General features: G+C 70.6%; 23 protein-coding genes. 11 read left to right on the forward strand and 12 right to left on the reverse strand.

Translation table 11 applies throughout. From position 1 onward, the window contains the following. Window positions 1-21: 21 nt before the first annotated feature. From pafA to rfbA, 3 genes are all read right to left on the reverse strand, one after another. The gene (gene pafA, locus OH804_RS12595) at window positions 22-1,380 is read right to left on the reverse strand and encodes a Pup--protein ligase (protein ID WP_124771093.1); all 1,359 of its coding nucleotides are present in this window, start codon (window positions 1,378-1,380) and stop codon (window positions 22-24) included. A gap of 68 nt (window positions 1,381-1,448) precedes the next feature. Beyond that, the gene (gene rfbC, locus OH804_RS12600; protein WP_406065231.1) at window positions 1,449-2,072 is read right to left on the reverse strand and encodes a dTDP-4-dehydrorhamnose 3,5-epimerase; all 624 of its coding nucleotides are present in this window, start codon (window positions 2,070-2,072) and stop codon (window positions 1,449-1,451) included. Then, window positions 2,069-2,956, reverse strand: coding sequence for a glucose-1-phosphate thymidylyltransferase RfbA (rfbA, locus tag OH804_RS12605; RefSeq protein WP_406065233.1), 888 nt, complete (start codon window positions 2,954-2,956; stop codon window positions 2,069-2,071). The genes rfbC and rfbA overlap by 4 nt, the downstream gene beginning before the upstream one ends. Window positions 2,957-3,041: 85 nt before the next feature. Here rfbA and rfbB point away from each other — a divergent pair, with 85 nt between their 5' ends. The 6 genes from rfbB to OH804_RS12635 are packed head-to-tail and all read left to right on the forward strand — an operon-like array spanning window position 3,042 to window position 8,324. After that, window positions 3,042-4,043 (forward strand): dTDP-glucose 4,6-dehydratase, encoded by a 1,002-nt coding sequence (gene rfbB, locus OH804_RS12610; RefSeq protein ID WP_406065235.1) that lies wholly within the window; start codon window positions 3,042-3,044, stop codon window positions 4,041-4,043. Next, a complete protein-coding gene (gene rfbD / locus OH804_RS12615; protein WP_406065237.1) occupies window positions 4,040-4,927 on the forward strand; it encodes a dTDP-4-dehydrorhamnose reductase in 888 nt (295 codons plus the stop codon). Before rfbB ends, rfbD begins: the two co-directional genes overlap by 4 nt. Further along, complete coding sequence (locus OH804_RS12620; RefSeq protein ID WP_196922918.1) at window positions 4,924-5,295, forward strand: DUF2304 domain-containing protein; 372 nt, start codon at window positions 4,924-4,926, stop codon at window positions 5,293-5,295. The genes rfbD and OH804_RS12620 overlap by 4 nt, the downstream gene beginning before the upstream one ends. Further along, window positions 5,288-5,989: a glycosyltransferase family 2 protein gene (locus OH804_RS12625; protein WP_196922917.1), complete on the forward strand. Its 702-nt coding sequence runs from the start codon at window positions 5,288-5,290 to the stop codon at window positions 5,987-5,989. The genes OH804_RS12620 and OH804_RS12625 overlap by 8 nt, the downstream gene beginning before the upstream one ends. After that, entirely contained in the window at window positions 5,986-7,299 is a 1,314-nt protein-coding gene (locus OH804_RS12630; protein WP_307788691.1) for a polysaccharide biosynthesis protein, read from the forward strand. Before OH804_RS12625 ends, OH804_RS12630 begins: the two co-directional genes overlap by 4 nt. Further along, window positions 7,296-8,324, forward strand: a complete 1,029-nt coding sequence (locus OH804_RS12635; RefSeq protein WP_406065241.1) for a glycosyltransferase family 2 protein — start codon at window positions 7,296-7,298, stop codon at window positions 8,322-8,324. The genes OH804_RS12630 and OH804_RS12635 overlap by 4 nt, the downstream gene beginning before the upstream one ends. Before the next feature lie 69 nt (window positions 8,325-8,393). Here OH804_RS12635 and prcA read toward each other — a convergent pair whose 3' ends face one another. From prcA to arc, 6 genes are all read right to left on the reverse strand, one after another. Then, complete coding sequence (gene prcA / locus OH804_RS12640) at window positions 8,394-9,215, reverse strand: proteasome subunit alpha (RefSeq protein WP_406065243.1); 822 nt, start codon at window positions 9,213-9,215, stop codon at window positions 8,394-8,396. A gap of 60 nt (window positions 9,216-9,275) precedes the next feature. Then, window positions 9,276-10,115, reverse strand: coding sequence for a proteasome subunit beta (gene prcB, locus OH804_RS12645; RefSeq protein WP_196922915.1), 840 nt, complete (start codon window positions 10,113-10,115; stop codon window positions 9,276-9,278). Next, the gene (locus OH804_RS12650; protein ID WP_406065245.1) at window positions 10,034-10,705 is read right to left on the reverse strand and encodes an endonuclease VII domain-containing protein; all 672 of its coding nucleotides are present in this window, start codon (window positions 10,703-10,705) and stop codon (window positions 10,034-10,036) included. The genes prcB and OH804_RS12650 overlap by 82 nt, the downstream gene beginning before the upstream one ends. Window positions 10,706-10,711: 6 nt before the next feature. Continuing rightward, window positions 10,712-10,927 carry a ubiquitin-like protein Pup gene (locus tag OH804_RS12655; RefSeq protein WP_088948111.1) on the reverse strand — a complete coding sequence of 72 codons (216 nt, stop codon included), beginning with the start codon at window positions 10,925-10,927 and terminating at the stop codon, window positions 10,712-10,714. Between the two features lie 104 nt (window positions 10,928-11,031). Further along, the gene (gene dop / locus OH804_RS12660) at window positions 11,032-12,549 is read right to left on the reverse strand and encodes a depupylase/deamidase Dop (RefSeq protein ID WP_372432995.1); all 1,518 of its coding nucleotides are present in this window, start codon (window positions 12,547-12,549) and stop codon (window positions 11,032-11,034) included. Between the two features lie 201 nt (window positions 12,550-12,750). After that, entirely contained in the window at window positions 12,751-14,535 is a 1,785-nt protein-coding gene (gene arc / locus OH804_RS12665) for a proteasome ATPase (protein ID WP_196922913.1), read from the reverse strand. A gap of 178 nt (window positions 14,536-14,713) precedes the next feature. On the opposite strand from arc, the gene OH804_RS12670 reads away from it, so the two are divergent. After that, the gene (locus OH804_RS12670; RefSeq protein ID WP_091408893.1) at window positions 14,714-15,007 is read left to right on the forward strand and encodes a ferredoxin; all 294 of its coding nucleotides are present in this window, start codon (window positions 14,714-14,716) and stop codon (window positions 15,005-15,007) included. Window positions 15,008-15,056: 49 nt separating this feature from the next. Here OH804_RS12670 and OH804_RS12675 read toward each other — a convergent pair whose 3' ends face one another. Genes OH804_RS12675 through OH804_RS12685 form a run of 3 tightly spaced genes read right to left on the reverse strand, consistent with a single transcriptional unit; the run spans window position 15,057 to window position 17,765 of the window. Further along, window positions 15,057-15,629 (reverse strand): hypothetical protein, encoded by a 573-nt coding sequence (locus tag OH804_RS12675; RefSeq protein ID WP_196922912.1) that lies wholly within the window; start codon window positions 15,627-15,629, stop codon window positions 15,057-15,059. Between the two features lie 46 nt (window positions 15,630-15,675). Continuing rightward, a complete protein-coding gene (locus tag OH804_RS12680; RefSeq protein ID WP_406065248.1) occupies window positions 15,676-16,677 on the reverse strand; it encodes a tRNA (adenine-N1)-methyltransferase in 1,002 nt (333 codons plus the stop codon). Then, window positions 16,674-17,765: a site-2 protease family protein gene (locus OH804_RS12685; protein ID WP_406066522.1), complete on the reverse strand. Its 1,092-nt coding sequence runs from the start codon at window positions 17,763-17,765 to the stop codon at window positions 16,674-16,676. Before OH804_RS12685 ends, OH804_RS12680 begins: the two co-directional genes overlap by 4 nt. 140 nt (window positions 17,766-17,905) lie before the next feature. On the opposite strand from OH804_RS12685, the gene OH804_RS12690 reads away from it, so the two are divergent. The 4 genes from OH804_RS12690 (at window position 17,906) to OH804_RS12705 (ending at window position 23,389) form a co-directional block, all read left to right on the forward strand. Further along, on the forward strand, window positions 17,906-18,814 hold the full coding sequence (locus OH804_RS12690; RefSeq protein ID WP_406065250.1) for a RecB family exonuclease: 909 nt from the start codon (window positions 17,906-17,908) through the stop codon (window positions 18,812-18,814). A gap of 210 nt (window positions 18,815-19,024) precedes the next feature. Next, the gene (locus OH804_RS12695) at window positions 19,025-19,711 is read left to right on the forward strand and encodes a response regulator transcription factor (protein ID WP_112700581.1); all 687 of its coding nucleotides are present in this window, start codon (window positions 19,025-19,027) and stop codon (window positions 19,709-19,711) included. Window positions 19,712-20,066: 355 nt separating this feature from the next. Further along, window positions 20,067-20,834 (forward strand): ABC transporter ATP-binding protein, encoded by a 768-nt coding sequence (locus tag OH804_RS12700; RefSeq protein WP_112587338.1) that lies wholly within the window; start codon window positions 20,067-20,069, stop codon window positions 20,832-20,834. Further along, on the forward strand, window positions 20,834-23,389 hold the full coding sequence (locus OH804_RS12705; protein WP_196922909.1) for an ABC transporter permease: 2,556 nt from the start codon (window positions 20,834-20,836) through the stop codon (window positions 23,387-23,389). Before OH804_RS12700 ends, OH804_RS12705 begins: the two co-directional genes overlap by 1 nt. Window positions 23,390-23,507: the final 118 nt, after the last annotated feature.

Here is a 23,507-nt window from a genome sequence, read left to right on the forward strand (position 1 = left end):
ACCGCCGGGGCCGGCAACCGGTCACATGCTGGCGATCAACCGCTCCACCCGCTCGTCGTACGCCCGGAACGGGTCCTTGCAGAGCACGGTGCGCTGGGCCTGGTCGTTGAGCTTCAGGTGCACCCAGTCGACCGTGAAGTCCCGGCGCTTCTCCTGGGCGTGCCGGATGAACTCGCCCCGCAGCCGGGCCCGGGTGGTCTGCGGCGGGGTCTCCTTGGCCTCGAAGATCTCCGGGTCGGTGGCCACCCGGTCCACGTCGCCGCGGCGCTCCAGCAGCCCGTAGAGGCCCCGGCCACGACGCACGTCGTGGTACGCCAGATCCATCTGCGCCACCCGGGGGTGCGACAGCGGCAGGTCGTGCTTGCGCTGGTAACGCTCGATCAGCCGCAGCTTGCTGACCCAGTCGATCTCCCGGGAGACGGGCTCCAGATCGCCGGTCTCCACCGCGTTGAGCACCCGGCCCCACAGCTCGACGACCCGCTTGGCGGCCTGGTCGCCACCGCGTCGCTCGACGAACTCGGTGGCCTTGGAGAGGTATTCCTGCTGGATGTCCAGGGCGCTGACCTCCTTGCCGTTGGCCAGCCGCACCTTGCGCCGGCCGGTGATGTCGTGCGACACCTCCCGGATGGCCCGGATCGGGTTCTCCAGGGACAGGTCGCGCATCACCACCCCGGCCTCGATCATCCGCAGCACGATGTCGGCGGTGCCGACCTTGAGCAGCGTGGTGACCTCGTTCATGTTGGAGTCGCCGACGATCACGTGCAGCCGCCGGTAGCGCTCGGCGTCGGCGTGCGGCTCGTCCCGGGTGTTGATGATCGGGCGGCTCCGGGTGGTCGCCGAGGAGACGCCCTCCCAGATGTGCTCGGCCCGCTGCGAGAGGCAGTAGACCGCGCCGCGTGGGGTTTGCAGGACCTTGCCGGCCCCGCAGATCAACTGCCGGGTGACCAGGAACGGGATGAGCACGTCGGCGAGCCGGCCGAACTCGCCGTGCCGGGAGACCAGGTAGTTCTCGTGGCACCCGTACGAGTTGCCGGCCGAGTCGGTGTTGTTCTTGAACAGGTAGATCTCACCCGCGATGCCCTCGTCGTGCAGCCGCTTCTCCGCGTCGACGAGCAGGCCCTCCAGGATCCGCTCGCCGGCCCGGTCGTGGGCGACGAGATCGGTCACCGAGTCGCACTCCGGTGTCGCGTACTCCGGATGCGACCCGACGTCCAGGTAGAGCCGGGCTCCATTACGCAGGAAGACATTGCTCGACCGACCCCAGGACACCACGCGACGGAACAGATACCGCGCGACCTCGTCCGGGGACAGCCGCCGCTGCCCGCGATAGGTGCAGGTGACGCCGTACTCGGTCTCGAGGCCGAAGATTCGCCGCTCCATGGTGTGACATTAGCCGCCCGGAGGCCCGGTTCGTCACTGTCAGACCACAGGTCGTGCCCCGAGCGCTGTCACATACCGGTTGAGTGCGACATTCCGTCCGGGCCGAGGCTCGCCACGAACCGCCGGCAACTGTTGTACTCCGGGAGCAGGCCCCGCTCGCGTGCCTGCGCGAGGGTCGGCGCGGCGTCGTCCCGCGCGGACAGCAGCGGCACCTCGGCGGGCCACTCGATGCCCAACTCCTCGTCCAGCGGGTGCACCGCGTGCTCGCCGGTCGGGTTGTAGGTGGCCGAGCAGAGATAGCTCAACGTGGCGTCGTCGGTCAACGCGCAGAACCCGTGCCCCAGCCCCTCGCTGAGGTAGACCGCCCGACGGTCGGTGTCGTCCAGCCGGACGCCCTCCCAACGGCCGAAGGTCGGCGAACCCACCCGCAAATCCACGATCACGTCGAGGACCGCGCCCCGCACACAGGTGACGTACTTGGCCTGCCCGGGCGGGACGTCGGCGAAGTGCACGCCGCGCACCACGCCACGCGCAGAGACCGACAGGTTGGCCTGGGCCAGCCGCAGCGGATGCCCCACCGCCTCGGCGAGCTTGTCGAAGCGGTACCACTCCATGAACATGCCGCGCGGGTCACCGTGCTGCTGGGGGGTGATCTCCCAGGCGCCCTCGATGCTCAACTCACGGATCTTCACCAGGAACCCCCGTCGCCGGACTGCTCGGTGAGCAGACGGAGCAGGTAGTCGCCGTAACCGCTCTTGGTCAGCGGCTCGGCGAGCGCGCGCAGCTGCGCGTCGTCGATCAGGCCCGCCCGCCAGGCGACCTCCTCGACACAACCGATCTTGAGGCCCTGCCGCTCCTCGACCACCCGGACGAACTCGGCGGCCTGCATCATCGAGGTGAACGTGCCGGTGTCCAGCCAGGCGGTGCCCCGATCCAGCACCGTCACCGACAGCTCCCCGGTCTCCCGGTACGCCTCGTTGACCGCCGTGATCTCCAGCTCGCCCCGGGCGCTCGGGGTGAGCTTGCGGGCGATGTCCACGACCCGGTTGTCGTAGAAGTAGAGGCCGGGCACCGCGTAGCGGGACTTCGGCCGGGCCGGCTTCTCCTCGATCGAGAGCACCCGACCATCGGCGTCGAAGTCGACCACGCCGTACTCCTGCGGGTTGGCCACCTGATAGGCGAAGACCCGCCCGCCGACCGGGTCACCGTGGGCGGCGAGCTGCCGACCCAGACCCACGCCGTGGAAGATGTTGTCGCCGAGCACCAGCGCGACCGACTCGGTGCCGATGAAGTCCGCGCCGAGGATGAACGCCTGCGCGATGCCCTCCGGACGCTCCTGGCTGACGTACTCCAGCCGCAGCCCGAACTGGCTGCCGTCGCCGAGCAGCCGACGGAACTGGTCCTGGTCGTCCGGAGTCGTGATCACCAGGATCTCCCGGACCCCGGACATCACCAGGGTGGAGAGCGGGTAATAGATCATCGGCTTGTCGAAGACCGGCATCAGCTGCTTCGAGACGGCCCGGGTGATCGGCCAGAGCCGGGACCCGGTGCCGCCGGCAAGTAGGATTCCACGCACCGGGAGAGCCTAGCCGCACCCGGGCACATTGTGCGGGGGTCGCATAGCAGGTGCCGCACCGCCTGTCGCGTATACTTCCGGACCCGTGAGGATCCTCGTCACCGGCGGAGCCGGATTCATCGGGTCGGAGTACGTTCGCCTGCTGCTGGGCAAGCCGCTCGGCAGTGCAGCCGGCGTGCCGCCGCTCGAGCCGGCCGTCGTGACCGTGCTGGACAAACTGACCTACTCAGGCAACCTGGCCAACCTCGAACCCGTCCGCGACGATCCGCGACTGCGGTTCGTGCAGGGCGACATCTGCGACCCGGTCGTTGTCGACGAGGTGGTGGCCGAGCACGACGTGATCGTGCACTTCGCCGCCGAGTCACACGTCGACCGCTCGATCGCCGGCGCCGCACCCTTCGTGACCACCAACGTGCTGGGCACCCAGACGCTGCTCGACGCGGCCCTGCGCCACGGCACCGGCCGGTTCGTGCACGTCTCCACCGACGAGGTCTACGGCTCGATCGACGAGGGCTCCTGGACCGAGACGTGGCCCCTCGCCCCCAACTCGCCGTACTCGGCGTCCAAGGCCGGCTCCGACCTGCTCGCGCTGTCGTACCACCGCACCCACGGCATGGACGTGGTCGTCACCCGCTGCTCCAACAACTACGGCCCGTACCAGTTCCCCGAGAAGGTCATCCCGCTGTTCGTCAGCAACCTGCTCGACGGTGGCACCGTCCCGCTCTATGGCGACGGCGGCAACATCCGCGACTGGCTGCACGTGCACGACCACTGCCGCGGCATCGCCCTCGTGCAGCAGAAGGGCCGCGCCGGTGAGGTCTACAACATCGGCGGCGGCACCGAGCTGACCAACAAGGAACTCACCGGCCTGCTCCTGGACGCCTGCGGCGCCGGGTGGGACCGGGTCGTTCCGGTCACCGACCGCAAGGGCCACGACCGCCGGTACTCCCTCGACATCACCAAGATCAGCGACGAGCTCGGCTACCAGCCCAGCATCACCCTGGAGCAGGGCCTCGCCGACACCGTCCGCTGGTACCGGGACAACCGCGGCTGGTGGGAGCCCCTCAAGTCCGCGCCGACCGCATGACCCGAGTACTCGTCACCGGCGCGGGCGGCATGCTCGGCCGGGACCTGGTCACCGTGCTGGGGACACGGCCCGACCTCAAGGTGACCGCCGCCACCCGCGCCGACCTGGACGTCACCGACCGCGCGGCGGTGGACGCCGCCGTCGCCGGGCACGACCTGGTGATCAACGCGGCGGCGTGGACCAACGTCGACGCCGCCGAGGCCGACGAGGCCGCTGCGACGGCCGTCAACGGCCACGCCGTGGCCAACCTGGCCGCGGCGTGCGCCACCGACGGAACCCGGCTCATCCAGGTCTCCACCGACTACGTCCTCGCCGGCAACGCGGACACCCCCTACCCGGAGGACGCGCCCACCGCGCCGGTCAACGCCTACGGCCGCGGCAAACTGGTCGGCGAACAGGCCGTCGCGCGGCTGCTACCCGACACCGGGTACGTCGTACGCACCGCCTGGCTCTACGGCGCGCACGGCCCGAACTTCGTGGCCACCATGCTCCGACTCGCCACCCAGCGCGAACACCTCGACGTGGTCGACGACCAACACGGCCAACCCACCTGGTCCTACGCGCTCGCCGAGCGGCTCGTCGCGCTCGCCGACGCGGCGCTGGCCGGTCACGCGGCGCCCGGCGTCTACCACGGCACCTGCGCCGGGCAGACAACCTGGTACGGGCTGGCCCGCGCCGCGTTCACCCTGGCCGGGCTGGACCCGGACCGGATCCGACCCACCACCAGCGACCGGTATCCGCGTCCCGCCCCCCGGCCTGCGTACAGTGTGCTAGGGCACAGCCGCTGGGCAGCCGTGGGTCTGGCCCCGCTTCCGGACTGGCACAGCGCCCTGGTCGACGCGTTCCACTCCCCCGCTCCACCCGCCCCGTGGAAGGTCGCATGAAGCTCACACTCGTCACCGGACTGACCGGCCTGCTGCTCCTCGGCACCATCGTCGAGCTGCTGCGCCGCCGTCAGCTGCGCGAGAAGTACGGCATGCTCTGGCTCGCCGTGCTGATCATCGTGATTCCGCTGTCGCTGTTCCCCCGGCTGCTCGACAACGTCGCCGAGACGCTCGGTGTCGCCTCCGGTGTCAGCCTCGTGCTCTTCCTCGGCATCGTCTTCCTGCTGCTGGTGTGCGTCCACCTCAGCTGGGAGGTCAGCGCCCTGGAAGAAGAGACCCGGACCCTGGCCGAAGACCTCGCCCTGCTCCGCGCCGAGATCGACGCGGACCGGGCAGCCCGAGACGAACTGGTGTCGACCGATGGTTAACGGCAAGCGCACCCTGATCATCATCCCGGCTCTCAACGAGTCGGGCTCGATCGCCGACGTCGTCGGCGAGGTCCGCGGCGAACTGCCCGGCGTCGACGTGCTCGTTGTCGACGACGGCTCCACCGACCGCACCGCCGCCGTCGCCGCCGCCGCCGGCGCGAAGGTCGCCAAACTGCCGTACAACCTCGGCGTCGGCGGGGCCATGCGCCTGGGCTACCGCTACGCCCGCGACCACAACTACGACGTCGCCATCCAGATCGACGCCGACGGCCAGCACGACCCCCGGTACGTGCCGAAGCTCGTCGACCTGCTCGAGGACAACGACCTCGTCATCGGCGCCCGCTTCGCCGGTGAGGGCGACTACAACGTCCGCGGCCCCCGCCGCTGGGCGATGGTGATGCTCTCCGCCGTGCTGTCCCGGGTCGCCCACACCAAGCTCACCGACACCACCTCCGGCTTCCGGGCCGCCAACCGGCGAGTCATCGAGATGTTCGCCAGCTGGTACCCGGCCGAGTACCTCGGTGACACGGTGGAGACCCTGGTACACACCGCCCGACGCGGATACCGCATCCGGCAGGTCCCGGTCGCCATGCGCAAGCGGATGGCGGGCACCCCCAGCCACTCCCCCGCCAAGGCGATGGTCTACCTCGGTCGCGCGTTCGCCGTCCTCACGCTGGCGCTCATTCGCCGGTGATCCGCCGCCTGCTACGCCTGATCCCGCCCGGCACCATCGCTGTTGGTGCCGGGCTGGGTCTTCTCGGCCTCGCCTCCTACGTCCACCTCGCCGTCGCCGGCCACAGCCTCAGCGGCGCCGACTACAACCGCCTGTCGGTGCTCTGGTCGATCGTGTTCACCCTCGGCATCGGCGTGTTCCTGCCGATCGAGCAGGAGGTCGCCCGGGTCGTCGCCGCCCGGCACAGCCAGGGGCTCCCCCCCGGGCCCGTGCTGGCCCGGGGCGTCACCGTCGCCGCCGCGATGCTCGCCGTGCTGGTGCTGGCCGTCACCGCCGGGCGCCAACTCCTCGCCGACCACCTCTTCCACGGCGACGGCACCATGGTCACCGTCCTCGTCGGCGCGCTCGCCGCGATGGCCGTCGCCTACGCCACCCGCGGTGTCCTCTCCGGCCTGCAACTCTTCCCCTGGTACGGCACCCAACTCGGCATCGACGGCGGGCTGCGCATCGCCATGGTCGCCCTGCTCGGGCTGGCCGGCGTCACCTCCCCCGTCTGGTACGGCGTCGTGCTCGTCGTCGCCCCGCTGGCCAGCGTCCTGCTCACCCTGCCGCCGGTCCTGCGCGCCATCGGCGGCGGCCCACCGGTCGCCTGGGCCACATTGCTGCGCGGCCTCGGGCTGCTCACCGCCTCCAGCCTGCTCTCCCAGGTCGTGGTGAACGTCGGCGTGATCAACCTGCAGCTGCTCGCCCCCTCCGACACCGCAGCCGCCGGCGCGCTGCTCTCCGCCCTCGTGCTGGTCCGCATCCCGCTGTTCGTCTTCGGCTCCCTACAGGCGTCACTGCTGCCCGGCCTGGCCACCACCGCCACCACCGGCGACCAGGCCGGCTTCCACAGCCTGCTACGCCGGGCGCTCGCCATCGTCACCGCGCTCGGCCTCACCGGAGCCGTCGGCGCCGTACTGCTCGGCCCGTGGCTGGTCGGCGTACTCTTCGACGCCCCCGGCGTCCTCGGCCACGGCGACTTCGCCTGGCTGGCCGCCGCCACGCTCGCCTACCTCTGGGCGATGGTGCTCGGCCAGGCCCTCCTCGCCCTCGACCGGCACCGCGCCCAAGCCCTCGCCTGGACCGTCGGCGTCGCCGCCCTGATCATCGTGACGCTGCTCCCCGCCCCGGTGATCCTCCGGGTCGAGCTGGCCTACACCGTCGGCTCCGTCATCGTGGCCGCCACCATGGCGGTGCTGCTGCTACGCGGCGGCGTCCGCCGACCCACCACCCTCACCCGGCCGCTCGCCGACGCCGTCACCCCCGCCGTATCCGGAGGCATCCGATGACCCGCCCACAGGTGACCGCGGTAATGCTCGCCTACGGCGCCGAGCCATACCTGGTCGACGCCGCCCGGGCCGTACTGGCCAGCACCGACGTCGAGATCGACCTCGTCGTCGTCGACAACGGCTGCACCGGCGACGGCATCGACATCGTCAAGGGCCTGCCCGGGGTGCGGGTGATCCGACCGGAAGAGAACACCGGCTACTCCGGCGGTTGCCGCGTCGGCGCCGCCGAGGCCACCGGAGACTGGCTCGCCTTCGTCAACTCCGACGCCGTCGTCGCCCCCGACGCCCTCGCCAAGACGGTGGCGGTCGCCGCCGAACCCGGCGTCGGCGCCGCGATGGCGTCGATCCGGCTGGCCGACACCCCGGAGCTGATCAACACCTCCGGCAACCCGCTGCACTTCACCGGGCTGTCCTGGGCCGGCGGCAACGGCGAACCCGCCACCGCGCACGCCGCCCGCACCAGCGTCCCGTCGCTCAGCGGCTGCTGCTTCGTGATCAGCCGCCAACGGTGGCAGGAGCTCGACGGCTTCGCCGCCGAATACTTCGCCTACCACGAGGACACCGAGCTGAGCCTGCGGCTCTGGCAACGCGGCCTGCGACTGGAGTACGTCCCCGACGCCGTCGTGCGCCACCACTACGAGTTCTCCCGCAACGACCTGAAGCTCTACCTGGTGGAACGCAACCGACTCGTCACGCTGCTCACCGCGTACCAGACCCGGACGCTCCTGGTGCTCGCCCCGATGCTGCTGCTCACCGAGGCCGCCATGCTCGCCGCCGCGATGGCCGGCGGCTGGACCAAGCAGAAGACCCGCGGCTGGGGCTGGCTGTGGCGCAACCGGGCCTGGGTCGGTGCCCGTCGCCGCCAACTCCAGACCGAACGGACAGTGCCCGACGGGGTGATCGCCGAGCTGATGACCGCCCGGGTCGCCCCCTCGAACGTCGACTCGCCTCCCGGCATGGGCGTCTTCAACGCGGTCGCCGCCGGCTACTGGGCTCTCGCCCGGCCGCTGCTCCAGCGCCGCTGACCCGGCCCGTACCCAGACGACAGCGCCGGGGCCCACTCACGCGGGCCCCGGCGCTTTCTCGTCACACAGTCAGCTGTCGGCCTGCCCGGGCCGATCCTCCAGGTCCGCGGAGCCCGCCGAACTGGTCGGCTTACCCGACTCCCCGGTCGGCACGCTCGGCGTGTCCGGGAGGTCGCTCGCCGGCGGCGCCGCCTTCCCGTCCAACAGCGCGGTCAGCGCAGCCCCGGTGATCCGCCGGAACGTCCGGCCGACCCGCTGACGGTCCAGTACCGCCACCTCGAGCTGGTTCGCGGCGATCGTCCGGGCCGCCCCGCCCTCCCCGCCGACACTGCTCAGGGCCTGCACGGCGACCTTCGCGGCCTCCCCGAGCGACATGTCCGGCCGGTGGTTGGACTTCAGCACACCGGTGATGGCCTCGGCCTGCCCGCCCATCGCCATCCGCCCCGGCTCGTCGTTCACCGAACCGTCGTAGGTGAGCCGGTACAACTCGTCCTCGGCGGCGGTGGCCCCCACCTCCGCCACGCAGATCTCCACCTCGAACGGCTTCGACTGCTCGGTGAAGATCGCACCCAGGGTCTGCGCGAACGCGTTGGCCAGGGCCCGCCCGGTGACGTCCCGCCGGTCGTAGCTGAGCCCGTTCAGGTCGGCCATCCGCACACCGGCCCGACGGAGATTCTCGAACTCGTTGTACCGACCGACAGCGGCGAAGCCGATCCGGTCGTAGATCTCACTGACCTTGTGCAGGGCGCTGGAAAGGTTCTCCGCGACGAAGAGCACGCCGCCGGAGTAACTCAAGACCACCGCGCTGCGCCCCCGGGCGATGCCCTTGCGGGCCAACTCGGAACGGTCGCGCATGATCTGTTCGGGCGAGGCGTAGAACTGCATGGCCACGGCGGCGGTTCTCCTTACGGCGCTGTGCTGACGACTGCTGGCTGGTGGGGGTGGACGAGACTAACCGCCCGGGTTCTCCATCCGGCCGGCGACCACGCCCTCGGCGATCGTCGCCGTCTCGGCGTCGGTGAGCCGGTAGGTGCCCTCGGCGGTAGCGGTCATCACCACCGGGTAGATCCGCCGGGTCAGGTCGGGCCCGCCGGTCGCGGTGTCGTCGTCAGCCGCGTCGTAGAGCGCCTCGACCGCCAGGCGGGTCGCGTCGGCGACCGACAGCCCGGCGCGGAAACGCTTCTTCAACGCGGACTTGGCGAACAACGACCCGGACCCGATCGCGTCGTAGCCGGTCTCCTCGTACGGGCCACCGGTCACGTCGAAGCTGAAGATCCGACCGGCCCGCGCCGGGTCGGCGGCAGCCAGGTCGAAGCCGGCGAAGAGCGGCACCACGGCGAGCCCCTGCATGGCCGCGCCCAGGTTGCCCCGGATCATCGAGGCCAGCCGGTTGGCCTTGCCGTCCAACGAGAGCATCGCGCCCTCGATCTTCTCGTAGTGCTCCAGCTCCACCTGGAACAGTCGCATCAGCTCGATCCCGATGCCCGCGGTGCCCGCGATGCCGACCAGCGAGTACGCGTCGGCCGGGTGCACCTTCTCGATGTCGCGCTGAGCGATCAGATTGCCCATGGTGGCCCGTCGGTCACCGGCCATCACCACACCCTCGGCGGCCGCGATGGCCACGATGGTGGTCGCGTGCGGTGCCAGGTCGGCGGCCATGCCCGGCGGCAGCGGTCGCCGACCGGGCAGCATCTCGGGGGCCACCCGACTCAGAAACGTCGTGAAGGAGGACGTCCCCGCGTTGGTGAACACATCTGGTAGACGCCCGGATGGATCAAAGCCCGCTGCCACGTGGTTCCTCTCAGGTACGTGATCGCCCTGGCCAGCCTCATGGGACTGTCACGGAACTGGCCAAGACCACCGTTGCAGTTGAAGCAGAGTATCCCGCGCACCCATCCGGTGCGATGATCGTGGTCCAGATGTTGCGGGTCGGCACCGCCACAGATCGCGCAGACCCCGCCCTGCTCGGCCAGGAGCTCCTGAAACTCCTTCTCGCCCACGCCGTACCGCCGCCGCAGGTGGTACTCGCGAGTCCCGCCGTAGAGCCGCTGCGCTGTCTCCTTACCCCGGGCATTATGGCAGGGTTTGCAGTAGCTGTGCCGGCCGCTGGCCTTGGTAGTCGTGGTGGGAAAATCGTCCAGAGGCTTGATCTGCTCGCAGTCCGGACACCACTTGAGACCTTCCCCGACGGGCGTGGGCGACTTCCGCTGCGGAGCAATGCCGCGCTTGCGCCGGCTCGCCTCCGACCGGACAGCGGCACAGGCTTTGCAGTAGAAGGCGAGCCCGTCTACACGTCGGCGGTCACGGTGAAACTCCGTGCTGCACAGCGTTCTCTTGCACTGCGGGCATACCTTGTCCGGAAGGCCTGCCGAATCGGACATATGCCTCTATTCCCCCCCTTTCTGGACGTAACCTCTCACGAATTCTTCTGCGTTTTCTTCGAGGACGGAGTCGATCTCGTCGAGGAGGTCGTCGACGTCCTCGGTGATCTCGGCGTGCCGCTCGGCCACCTCGGGGTTGGCCTCGGTGGTGACGTCCTCGATTTCCTCGCCCTGACGGGACTTGCCGGACTGCGACTGGCCGCCGCTGTCATGAGTGGCCATTGCTGCCTCCTCCACGATCGTCTGCGATGAACTTACCTCGCGCAGGCGACGAAAAGCCCGCCGCGCGCCGGCTTGCGGCACACGGCGGGCATTCGCACCGGGGCTCAGCCTCCGGTCAACGTCTCCAGCAGGTCCTTGGCGCTGGCGCAGCGGTCGAACAGGGCGCCGACGTGCGCGCGCGTCCCCCGCTCCGGTTCCATCATCGGCACCCGAACCAGCGACTCCCGGCCCACGTCGAAGATCACCGAGTCCCAGCTCGCCGCGACCACCTCGGAGGCGTACTGGGCGAGGCAGCGCCCCCGGAAGTAGGCCCTGGTGTCCTCCGGCGGCTCGGTCATCGCGCTGCGCGTCTCGTCGTCGGTGAGCAGCGTCTTCATCGCCCCCCGGCTGACCAGCCGGTGGTAGAGGCCCTTCTCCGGCCGGACGTCGGAGTACTGAAGGTCGACGAGTTGCAGCTTGTGCGCGCCCCAGCCGAGCTTCTCCCGCTCCCGGTAGCCCTCCAGCAGTCGCAGCTTGGCCACCCAGTCCAACTCGTCGGCGCAGAGCATCGGGTCCCGGCCCAGCCGGTCGAGGACGCTCTCCCAGCGGTCGAGCACGTCGATGGTCTGCTCGTCGGCGTCGGTGCCGTACCGGTCGTCGACAAAGGACCGGACCCGCTCCAGGTACGCCCACTGCAGGTCGAGGGCGGTGAGCCGACGGCCGTCGCGCAGTCGCATGCGGTGCGTCAGGGCGGGGTCGTGGCTGACGGCGCGCAGCTCGCTGACCGGGTCGGCGATGCCGAGGTCGGCGCCGAGCGCCTTCTCCTCGATCATGGTGAGGATCAGCGCGGTCGTGCCGACCTTGAGGTAGGTGGAGATCTCGGAGAGGTTGGCGTCGCCGATGATGACGTGCAGCCGGCGGTACTTGTCGGCGTCGGCGTGCGGCTCGTCGCGGGTGTTGATGATGGGCCGCTTCAGGGTGGTCTCCAGGCCCACCTCGACCTCGAAGAAGTCGGCGCGCTGGGAGATCTGGAAGCCGCTCTGGCCGCCGTCCTGACCGATGCCGACCCGGCCGGCGCCGCAGACGATCTGCCGGGTGACGAAGAACGGCGTCAGGTACGCCACGATGTCGGCGAACGGCGTCTGCCGGCGCATCAGGTAGTTCTCGTGGGCGCCGTAGCTGGCGCCCTTGTTGTCGGTGTTGTTCTTGTAGAGGTGGATCGGCTGGGTGCCGGGGATGGTGGCGGCTCGGCGCGACGCCTCGGCCATCACCCGCTCGCCGGCCTTGTCCCAGCGCACGATGTCGCGGGGGGTGGTGACCTCCGGGGTGGAGTATTCGGGGTGGGCGTGGTCGACGTAGAGCCGTGCGCCGTTGGTGAGTATCACGTTGGCCAGGCCGAGGTCTTCGTCCGCGAGGGCCTCGGCGGGGTCGTACGCGGCACCGGAGTAGGTGAAGCCGCGGGCGTCGCGCAGCGGCGACTCTTCCTCGTAGTCCCACCGTGCCCGGCCGCCCCGGTTGAGTTCCGGACGTGCCCCGTAGGCGTTGACCACCTGCGATGAGGTGACCATCGGGTTGGCCCCGGCCTGCCCGGGCACGGAGATGCCGTACTCGACCTCGGTGCCCATGATCCGTCTTACGCTCATCGACCTACCCGCTTCGCTCGCCCGACCCGGTCCACCGTCAGGTCGAGCGTAGTCCGCCCTGGGCGCCTGCACTCTGTAGGTGAGTGCCGGCGGGGCGGAACAGTTCGGTGGATTCGGTGTCGGAATTCGCTGCCGGGGCGACGCCCTGACCTACCCGCAGCGAGGGTGTCCGCCGGGATGGCGGACACCCTCGCTGGTGGGTCAGAGGTACTGGCCGGTGTTGCTGGCGGTCTCGATGGACCGCCCGGCCTCGGCGCCCTTGCCGCCGGAGACGAGCGTGCGGATGTAGACGATCCGCTCGCCCTTCTTGCCGGAGATGCGCGCCCAGTCGTCGGGGTTGGTGGTGTTGGGGAGGTCTTCGTTCTCGCGGAACTCGTCGACGCAGGCGTCGAGCAGGTGCTGCAGGCGCAGCCCCTTGCGACCCGAGGTGAGGAACTCCTTGATGGCCATCTTCTTGCTCCGGTCGACGATGTTCTGGATCATCGCGCCGGAGTTGAAGTCCTTGAAGTAGAGGACTTCCTTGTCACCGTTGGCGTAGGTGACCTCGAGGAATCGGTTCTCCTCGGTTTCGGAGTACATCCGCAGCACCACGGCGTCGATCATCGCCGCGACGGTGGCCTGGGCGTCGCTGCCGTGTTCGGCCAGGTCGTCCGGGTGCAGGGGCAGCCCGGAGAGGATGTACTTGGAGAAGATGTCCTTGGCCGCCTCGGCGTCCGGTCGCTCGATCTTGATCTTCACGTCGAGGCGACCGGGGCGCAGGATCGCCGGGTCGATCATGTCTTCCCGGTTGGAGGCGCCGATGACGATGACGTTCTCCAGCCCCTCCACGCCGTCGATCTCGCTGAGCAGCTGCGGGACGATCGTGTTCTCCACGTCGGAGGAGACACCGGAGCCGCGGGTCCGGAAGATCGAGTCCATCTCGTCGAAGAACACGATCACCGGCGTGCCCTCGCCGGCCTTCTCCCGGGCGCGCTGGAAGATCAGCCGGATGTGCCGCTCGGTCTCACCGACGTACTTGTTGAGCAGCTCCGGGCCCTTGATGTTGAGGAAGAAGCTGGTGTGCTTCTCCTTGCCCTGCCGCTCGGCGATCTTCTTGGCCAGCGAGTTGGCCACCGCCTTGGCGATGAGCGTCTTACCGCAGCCGGGCGGGCCATAGAGCAGGATGCCCTTCGGTGGGCGGAGCTGGTGCTCACGGAACAGGTCCGCGTGCAGGAACGGCAACTCCACCGCGTCGCGGATCTGCTCGATCTGCGACTGGAGGCCACCGATGTCGCCGTAGTCGACGTCGGGCACCTCCTCCAGGACCAGCTCCTCGACCTCGCTCTTCGGGATCCGCTCGTACGCGTACGCCGAGCGGGGCTCGATCATGAGCGAGTCGCCGGCCCGGATCGCCGAGCCGATGAGCGTCTCGGCGAGGTGCACGATGCGCTCCTCGTCGGAGTGGGAGACCACCAGCGCCCGGTCGCCCGGCCCGCCGTTCGGTCCCTCCAGGATCTCCTTGAGCATCACCACTTCGCCGACCCGCTCGTAACCGAACGCGTCGACGATGTTGAGCGCGTCGTTGAGCAGGACCTCCTGGCCGCGCCGCAGGTCACCCACGTCGAGCGAGGGCGAGACCGCGACCCGTAGTTTGCGGCCGCCGGTGAACACGTCCACCGTGCCGTCCTCGTGCTTGGCCAGGAAGACGCCGTACCCGCTCGGCGGTTGCGCGAGCCGGTCGATCTCCTCCTTGAGCGTCACGATCTGCGTGCGAGCTTCCTTGAGGGTGCTCACCAGCCGGTCGTTGTTCTCGGTCAGCCGCGCCAACTGTGCCTGGGTGGCCGCCAGCCGCTCTTCGAGCTGCCGGACGTGTCGGGGGCTTTCGGTCAACTTGCGCCGCACCAGGGCGAGTTCCTCTTGCAGGAACGCGACCTGCGTGGAGAGATCGTGGGCTTCCTTCTCCCACCGTGCGGCGCGCGAGTCCGCGTCGTCGCTACGTGCTGCCACGTCCCACCTCCCCGGGGGGCTTGAACGTTCTGCCCTAACACTAGCCGCTATGAGGCCGATTCGGTCCCACGCAACACCCTCGTCACCGAACCTTGATCGCCAAGGGTGGCCTGACGGGCCGTTACCGGCGTTCGGGTACCGTCGGAGCGTGGCACGGGAGAACATGGGGGGTGCACAGGTGGCCGAGGTCGCGACCGACGAACTGCAGGTCTGGGTCGACCAGGACCTCTGCACGGGCGACGGGCTCTGCGTGCAGTACGCGCCGGAGGTGTTCGAGTTCGACATCGACGGCCTGGCCTACGTCAAGGGCGTCGACGGTGAGCTGCGGATGGCACCGGGCAGCCGGGTCGACGTCCCCGCGCACCTGCGGCTCGAGGTGATCGACTCCGCGAAGGAGTGCCCGGGCGACTGCATCCACGTGGTGCGCGGCGACGGCGTCGAGGTCGCCGGCCCGGACGCCGAGGAAGACTGACCCACCGGCCGGGCCACGCGGCCCGGCCGGGCCCGGTACGGGGTACGCCTCAGAGCAGCGGACGGCCGACCACCGAGGCGACCAACCGCGCGAACTCCTCCAACCGGGCGATCTGCCCGGCCCCGCCGTCGTCGAGGGTCTTGCCGAAGCGGAGCGCGTCGTGTCGGGGGGTGCCCGCCATCTCCTCGCTCGGCGGCGCCTCGTCCAACGAGGTGAGCAGCAGGTAGACGTCGATGCTGTCGACCCTGATCTCGCCGCTCTCGGCACGGTTGAGCCGCCGACGGCAGCCCACCTCGGTGACTGTGGAGACCGGCACCACCCGCAACGACGAGGTCATCGAGCCCGGCGGGCCCTCCTCCGGCGGTACGTCCTCGCCGTGCCAGAGAATCAGCCGACTGCCATCGCAGACGACGACCTCCTGCCACACCCCGTTGACCTCGTTGACGAAGCGTTCCAGGGTGAAACCGAGCACCGACGCGCCACGCAGCACGCCGCCGAGCGCCTCCAGGGCGACGTCCGGGTCGCGCAGGTAGGCCCGCGCCGCTGATTCCAGGTCCTGGTAGGGCGACCAGTCGGGAAAGACCGCGGGGAGGTCTCCACCGCCGTAGCCCGGTCGGCTCATGCCAGCGTCTCCCAGTGCTCGGCGGTGCCGACACCCAGCTCGATGGTCACGGCCTGTCCATCTCCCCCGCACCGTCGGCCTGGGCGCCTGCCGCCTGGGCGGCCGCGGCCTGTCGGGCCGCCTCCGCCTCGCGCAGGTCCTGGCGGCGCTGCGCGTACGCCTCGGTGCCCTTGCTGGGCTTGCGCCGGCGCGGCGGCGCGGTGACCCCCGGGGCCAGCTTGCGCGCGGACACCAGGAAGGCGGTGTGCGCGATCATCCGGTGGTCCGGGCGGACGGCGAGGCCCTCGGCGTGCCAGTCCCTCACCAGGGACTCCCAGGCCCGCGGCTCGGTCCAGCCGCCGCGCTCGCGGAGCGCCTCCACCAGCTCGGAGAGCTGCGGTGTGGTGGCGACGTAGCCGATGAACACCCCACCGGGGACCAGCGCCCGCTCGACCATGTCGAGGGTCTCCCAGGGGGTCAGCATGTCCAGGATGATCCGGTCGAAGCCGGTCTCCTGGCACTGCGCGACGTCGCCGACGTGCAGGTTCCACGAGGGGTGCGGCCCGTTGAAGAACGCCTCGACGTTGCGCTTGGCGATCTGGGCGAAGTCGTCACGCAGCTCGAACGAGTGCAGCTCACCCTCGGTGCCGACGGCGCGCAGCAGGGAGCAGCTCAGCGCGCCGGAGCCGGCGCCGGCCTCGAGGACCTTGGCGCCGGGGAAGATGTCGCCCATCGCGACGATCTGCGCCGAGTCCTTCGGGTAGATGACCTGGGCGCCGCGCGGCATGGACAGCACGTAGTCCGACAGGAGTGGCCGCAGGGCCAGGAAGGCGGTGCCGCCCCCGGAGGTGGTCACCACGCTGCCGTCGGGGAGCCCGATCAGCGCGTCGTGCGCCAGGATGCCGCGGTGGGTGTGGAACTCCTTGCCGGGCTCCAGCGTCACTGTGTGCATCCGCCCCTTGGGGTCGGTCAGCTGGACCCGGTCGCCGGGCCGGAACGGCCCCCGGTGCACGGGTGTCAGCGCCGGGTTGGCGGGGTCGACGGCGACGGTGGAGGGAGTTGCGGTCACGGTGTCATCTTCCGGTTGGGTTCGAGGAGCTGGGCCAGGTCCGCGATGTGCAGAATGCCGACGACATCTTCGCCTGACGTCACCACGTACTGCGCGCCCGGGTGGGTCTGTACGGCCTCCATCACCCGCTCGCCGTCCCAGCCGACCGGCAACGTGGGAAGTGTGCCCAGTGACCGGGCTACGGCGTCGACCGCCAACCACGGTCGGCGCTCGACCGGCACCGCGTCGGCGGCGGCCGGGTCGACCAGCGCCACCGGTCGACCGGTGGAGTCGGTGACCAGCAGCGCGGAGCCGGGCTGCCCGCTCTCGGCGTGTCGGCGTTGGGCCTCGGCCAGCGGCGTTCCGGTGGCCACCGGCCAGGCCGGCCGGGCCAGCCGGGCGAGGTCGATCAGCGGGAACCGGCGGCTGACCCGGGCAGCCCGGATCGACTGCCCGGCGCCGCGCCAGAGGGTGACGGCGACCAGCAGCATCAGCGGCAGCGCCAACGGCGCCAGCCGCCGCTCGACGGTGAGCAGCAGGACCAGGGCGGCGGTGCCGACGGCGACGATCCGGCCGGCCCACCCGGCGACCTCGGTGCCGAGGTGCCGGTCGCGGGTCAGCCCCCAGACGGCGGCGCGCAGCGCCCGGCCGCCGTCGAGCGGCAACCCGGGCAGGCTGTTGAACAGCGCCACGATGACGTTGCTGACCGCGAGCTGGAAGGCGAGCTGGTGTGCCACGGTCCCCTCGGGCAGGGCGAGAGTGGCGGCGACCGCCAGGATGCCGAGCACCGCGGAGACCGCCGGTCCGGCCAGCGAGACCAGCAGGTCGACGCGGGGCGACGGGGCGTCCCGGTCCATCTCGGTGTAGCCGCCGAGCAGTTCCAGGGTGATCCCGCGCACACCGATGCCGTAGCGCCGGGCGGTGAGGGCGTGGCCGAGCTCGTGCAGCAGCACCGAGCCGAGGAGCGACACGACGAACCCGAACCCGATCAGGTAGCCGCTGAGCTGCGGAAGGTCCAGTTGTCGGCGGGCGAACTCGCCGTACAGCACCGCGATGAGCACCGCGAGCAGGACCATGGAGCCGTTGAGGTGCAGCGGCACCCCGAACACCCGGCCGACGTTCAGGCCGAGGCGTCGGTCTGGTCGGCGCGGCGGCCTGGTTGTCTGCTCCATCGCCACGATGCTACGGACCGTCGCTGTGTGGGGCGGGCGGCGGTCGGTGTCACACCGGTGCCCTAACCTTTGCCGACATGACGGCGGAATCGGTCACCACCTCCCAACCCTCCCCCGCGACGCCGCCGACGGTGCGGGCCTCGCTGTCCCCGTCGCGGGCGGCGGATTTCAAGACCTGCCCGCTGCTCTACCGGTTCCGCAGCATCGACCGGCTGCCCGAGCGCACCACCATCGAGCAGGCCCGGGGCACGTTGGTGCACGCGGTGCTGGAGCGCCTGTTCGACCTGCCGGCCACCGGCCGCACACCGGAGGCGGCCGGCGACCTGGTGGCCCCCCAGTGGGACCGGCTGGTCGCCGAGCAGCCGGAGCTGGCCGGGATCTTCGACGGCGCGGAGCCGGCCGGCCCGGTGGAGTTCCTCCGCTCCGCCGCCGGGCTGTTGCAGGGTTACTTCGCGGTGGAGGACCCGACCCGGCTGGAGCCGGCCGAACGCGAGAGCCTGATCTCCGCGGTCGTCGACGAGGAGTTGCTGATCCGGGGTTACCTCGACCGGCTCGACGTCGCTCCGGACGGCGCTCTGCGGGTGGTCGACTACAAGACCGGCGGCGCTCCGCGGGAGGCGTTCGAGGCGCGGGCGCTGTTCCAGCTGAAGTTCTACGCCCTGGTGCTGTGGCGCACCCGGGGGGTGGTGCCCCGGGTGCTGCGGCTGCTCTACCTGCGCGACGCCGAGGTGTTGGACTACACCCCGGACGCCGACGAGCTGGTCCGCTTCGAGCGCACAGTGGTGGCGTTGTGGCGGGCGATCGAGCAGGCCACCGCCCGGCAGGATTTCCGGCCCCGGCCGAGCCGGCTCTGCGACTGGTGCAGCCACCAGGCGCTCTGTCCCAGCTTCGGTGGCACCCCGCCGCCGTTCCCGGTCGCCGCGGCGAGCGCCGACCCGCTGCGCGACTCCCGGTCCACGCCGGTGGCACCGGGCGCCGACGAGTGACGGCCTGCTGACCGACCCGTACGCCCGGCGCGGCGATTCGGGCCGCCGAGAATCGCCTGCCACGGGCCGACGCCGGAGACCCGACCGCAGCGGTGCCGTCGCGGTCGGGACAGGGCGACCGGCCGGCCTCTACGGTGATCCGCGACGCACCGGCTCCGGTACGCGAGGATGACCGGTGCGCGCCAGGACGTCGGCGGGACGGGAGACGAGATGAGCGATCAGGCGCCCTCGGCGCGGCCGGTGCGGATCCTGCTCGCCGACGACCAGCCGCTGCTGCGGACCGGGTTCCGGATGGTGCTGGGCGCCGAGAGCGACCTGGACGTGGTGGCCGAGGCCGGTGACGGCGTGGAGGCGGTGGAGCTGTCCCGCCGGCTGCTGCCCGACGTCGTGCTGATGGACATCCGGATGCCCCGGATGGACGGGGTGGCGGCGACCCGGGCCATCGTCGATGCCCGGTTGCCGGTACGGGTGCTGGTGCTCACCACCTTCGACCTGGACGAGTACGTGGTGGGTGCGTTGCGGGCCGGCGCCAGCGGGTTCCTGGCCAAGGATGTGCCGGCGGAGGACCTGATCGCGGCGATCCGCACGGTCGCCGGCGGGGACGCGGTGGTGGCCCCGCGGATCCTGCGGCGACTGCTGGACCGCTTCGCCGAGTTGCTGCCCGACCCGGCGGCGACACCGTCGGCGGCGCTCAACGCGCTCACCGACCGGGAGCGCGAGGTGCTCGTGCAGGTCGCCCGAGGGCTGTCCAACGCCGAGATCGCGACGGTCCTGTCGGTGAGCGAGACCACCATCAAGACCCACGTCGGGCATGTGCTGACGAAGCTGCGGCTGCGCGACCGGGTGCAGGCGGTGGTGCTGGCGTACGAGTCGGGACTGGTCCGCCCTCGGGCGTAGCCGGACCGGCCCGGGTACCTCACCCGGCGTACTCGAAGATCCCTCCGTGGGGGGACGGCCACCGTTGCCGCCGTCACCTACCGTGACCGGAGATGGCCTGGTTCGGTTGACCCTCCTGTGGCGTCAGGTGGAAGTGTCGGTGCTGCCGCCCGCCGCCGTGGGGAAAAACGGTCGACCGGCCGTCGACTCAGGGGCAACCCTGATGCGGCATGGGGGTGCACCCGCAGCGGGAAATCCGCGCCGGGTCCCCCCAGGGTCGGACGGGGTGGGCGTACTCAGCACCGATGATTGAACAGTCGCGCCGGACCATCGGGGGGCGGCGTGCATTTTCGGACAGACGGAAGAGGTAGATGACGTGACCGCGACGGTAGGCCAGCAGGCGCAGGCCGCGGCCCGGGCGAACGACGTGTGGAAGGTGTACGGCAGCGGCGAGGCTCAGGTCGTCGCGCTGCGGGGGGTCAGCGCGGAGTTCGAACGTGGCCGCTTCACCGCGATCATGGGCCCGTCGGGTTCCGGTAAGTCGACGCTGATGCACTGCCTGGCCGGCCTGGACTCGGTGACCCGGGGGACGGTGTCGATCGGTGAGACGACGGTCACCGGGCTGGGCGACGCGGGGCTGACGAAGCTGCGGCGCGACAAGGTGGGCTTCATCTTCCAGCAGTTCAACCTGCTGCCGACGCTGACCGCCAAGGAGAACATCCTGCTGCCGCTGTCGATCGCCGGGCGCAAGCCGGACCCGGCCTGGTACGACACGGTGATCGAGACGGTGGGTCTGAAGGACCGGCTGGACCACCGGCCGGCGCAACTCTCCGGTGGGCAGCAGCAGCGGGTGGCGTGCGCGCGGGCGCTGGTGTCCCGCCCCGAGGTGATCTTCGCGGACGAGCCGACCGGCAACCTGGACTCGCGCTCCGGCGCGGAGGTGCTCAACTTCCTGCGTAACTCGGTGCGGGAGCACGGCCAGACCATCGTGATGGTGACCCACGACCCGACGGCCGCCGCGTACGCCGACCGGGTGGTCTTCCTCGCCGACGGCGAGATCGTCTCGGAGCTGATCGAGCCGACCGCCGAGACGGTGCTGGACACCATGAAGAAGCTGGACACCCCGGCCGAGGTGGGCAACTGATGTTCCGCGCGACAATGAAGAGTCTGCTGGCCCGCAAGGTCCGGCTGATCCTGTCCGGCCTGGCGGTGGTGCTCGGAGTGATGTTCGTCTCCGGCGCGTTCGTGCTCACCGACACGCTGGGTCGCTCCTTCGACTCGGTCTTCGCCGACGGTTTCTCCGAGATCGACGTGAACGTCGCGGCGAAGCCGAAGGTGCAGGTCAACGAGATGGAGGGCGAGCAGACCGTCGCCCCGCTGCCGGCCGCCCTGGTGGACCGGGTGAAGCAGGTGCCGGGGGCGGCCTCGGCGACGGGCGTCGTCAACGCCGATGGTGCCCGGGTGATCGGCAGCAACGGCAAGGTGGTCACCTCGTTCGGCCCGCCGCAGTTGGGCGAGAACTGGACCGGCGAGAGCGAGCTGCTGAAGCTGCGCGAGGGGCGGGCGCCGCAGGCCGAGGACGAGATCGTCATCAACAAGGCGTTGGCCACTGCCGCGAAGGTGCAGGTCGGCCAGAAGGTCGGCGTGCTCACCGCGTTCGAGTCGAAGAAGCGGGACTTCACACTGGTCGGCGTGTTCGGTTACAGCGGTGACCGGGACTCGATCGGCGGGGTCAACGAGGTCTTCTTCACCACCCCGGTGGCGCAGCGGCTGATGCTCGGCGAGCCGGATGTGTTCAGCAGCATCACCGTGCAGGCCGCCGACGGGGTCTCCGACGAGAAGCTGCGCGACGACGTGGCCCGCACCCTGGGCGCGGACTTCGAGGTGAAGACCGGCGAGCAGGTGGCCGCGGACGCCTCGGCCAGCCTGAAGGAGGGCCTGTCCTTCTTCAACAAGATCCTGCTCGGCTTCGCCGCGGTGGCGCTGCTGGTGGGCACCTTCCTGATCCTCAACACCTTCTCGATCATCGTGGCGCAGCGGACCCGGGAGTTGGCGCTGATGCGCGCCATCGGGGCCAGCGGCCGGCAGATCATCGGTTCGGTGGTGCTGGAGGCCATCGCGGTGGGCTTGATCGCGTCGGTGCTCGGCCTCGCCGCCGGCATCGGGGTGGGCGCGCTGCTGGCGTACCTGTTCGGCAAGCTCGCCGGTGGGCTCACCCTCGCCGGCATCGGTGTGCCGGCGGCGGCGGTGATCGGTTCGTTCGCCGTCGGTCTGGTGATCACCGTGGTGGCGGCGTTGCTGCCGGCGCTGCGGGCGTCCCGGATCCCGCCGATCGCGGCCATGCAGGACGTGGCCACCCCGGACCGGCCGTTGACCAAGGTCACCGTGGCCGGGTCGCTGGTCACCGGTATCGGCGCGGTGCTGCTGTTCCTTGGGCTCAGCGGCAACGCCGGTGGTCAGACGTTGTCGACCATCCTCGGTGGGGTGCTGTTCGCCTTCATCGGGGTGGCGCTGCTGACCCCGCTGATCAGCCGGCCGGTGGTGAGCCTGCTCGGGGCGATCTTCTCCTGGTCGGTGCCGGGCAAGTTGGGCCGGCTCAACTCCGGGCGCAACCCCCGTCGTACGGCCATCACGGCCGCCGCGCTGATGGTCGGCATCGCGCTGGTCACCGGCGTCACGGTCATCCTCGACTCGGCCAAGGGCAGCATCAGCGCGCTCGCCCAGGACACCATCAAGGCCGAGCTGGTGATCGCCGGCCAGCAGGGCGGCCCGCGTCCGCCGACCTTCGACCCTGCGGTTCTGGACCAGGCCAAGGCCCTGCCCGGTGTGCGGTTGGTCGACGGCGAGTACGGCGACATGGCGCGGATCGACGGCGAGGGCACCTGGGTCGCGGCGAGCAGCGACATCACGTCACTGCGGCAGATCTTCGGCGCGAAGCCGACCGCCGGTGATATCGACCGGCTCGGGCCGACCCAGATGCTCGCCAGCTCCGACACGGCCACGTCCCGTGGCTGGTCGGTGGGCTCCACCGTCAATGTGCAGCTGACCCGGGGCGAGGCACGCACCTACACGATCAGCGGCATCTACGAGTCGTCGCAGCTGACCAACCCGGTGACGCTGCCGGTGACCGCGGCGAAGGACTTCGCCATCCCGCAGCCCATCCAGGGCTTCATCCAGCTGGCCCCGGGCACCCGGGTGTCCGACGTTCAGCCGCAGGTGGAGGCGTTGCTCGCGGACAGCCCCGAGGTGTCGGTGGCCGACCGGGACGCGTTCATCAAGCAGCAGACCAGTTCGCTCGACGGGCTGCTCACGATGATCCAGATCCTGCTCGCGCTGGCCATCGTGATCGCTGTGCTGGGCATCATCAACACCCTGGCCCTGTCGGTGCTGGAGCGGACCCGCGAGCTGGGTCTGCTGCGGGCGATCGGCCTACGCCGGTCCCAGACCATGGGCATGATCACCGTGGAGGCGGTGGTGATCTCGGTGTTCGGCGCGCTGCTCGGCGTGGCGGTGGGCACCGGCCTCGGCGCCGCGGTGGTCGAGGCACTCAAGGACGAGGGCATCACCGACCTGATCCTGCCCTGGGGGCAGATGGGTGTCTTCCTCGGCCTCGCCGCCATCATCGGCGTGGTGGCCGCAGTGCTCCCGGCCGTTCGGGCGGCCCGGATCAACGTCCTGGGCGCCATCGCCCACGACTGATCGGCACTGCCGAGGCCCCCGGTCGCCATCCGCGCGACCGGGGGCCTCGGCCTGTCCCATTCCCCCTCGGCCACCCGTGCACGACTGCCAGGCTGGTGCTGCCGGCAGGGCGCCGGCC

Origin of the sequence: Micromonospora sp. NBC_00860 (genome assembly GCF_045207375.1) — a bacterium.
GTDB lineage: Bacteria > Actinomycetota > Actinomycetes > Mycobacteriales > Micromonosporaceae > Micromonospora > Micromonospora vinacea.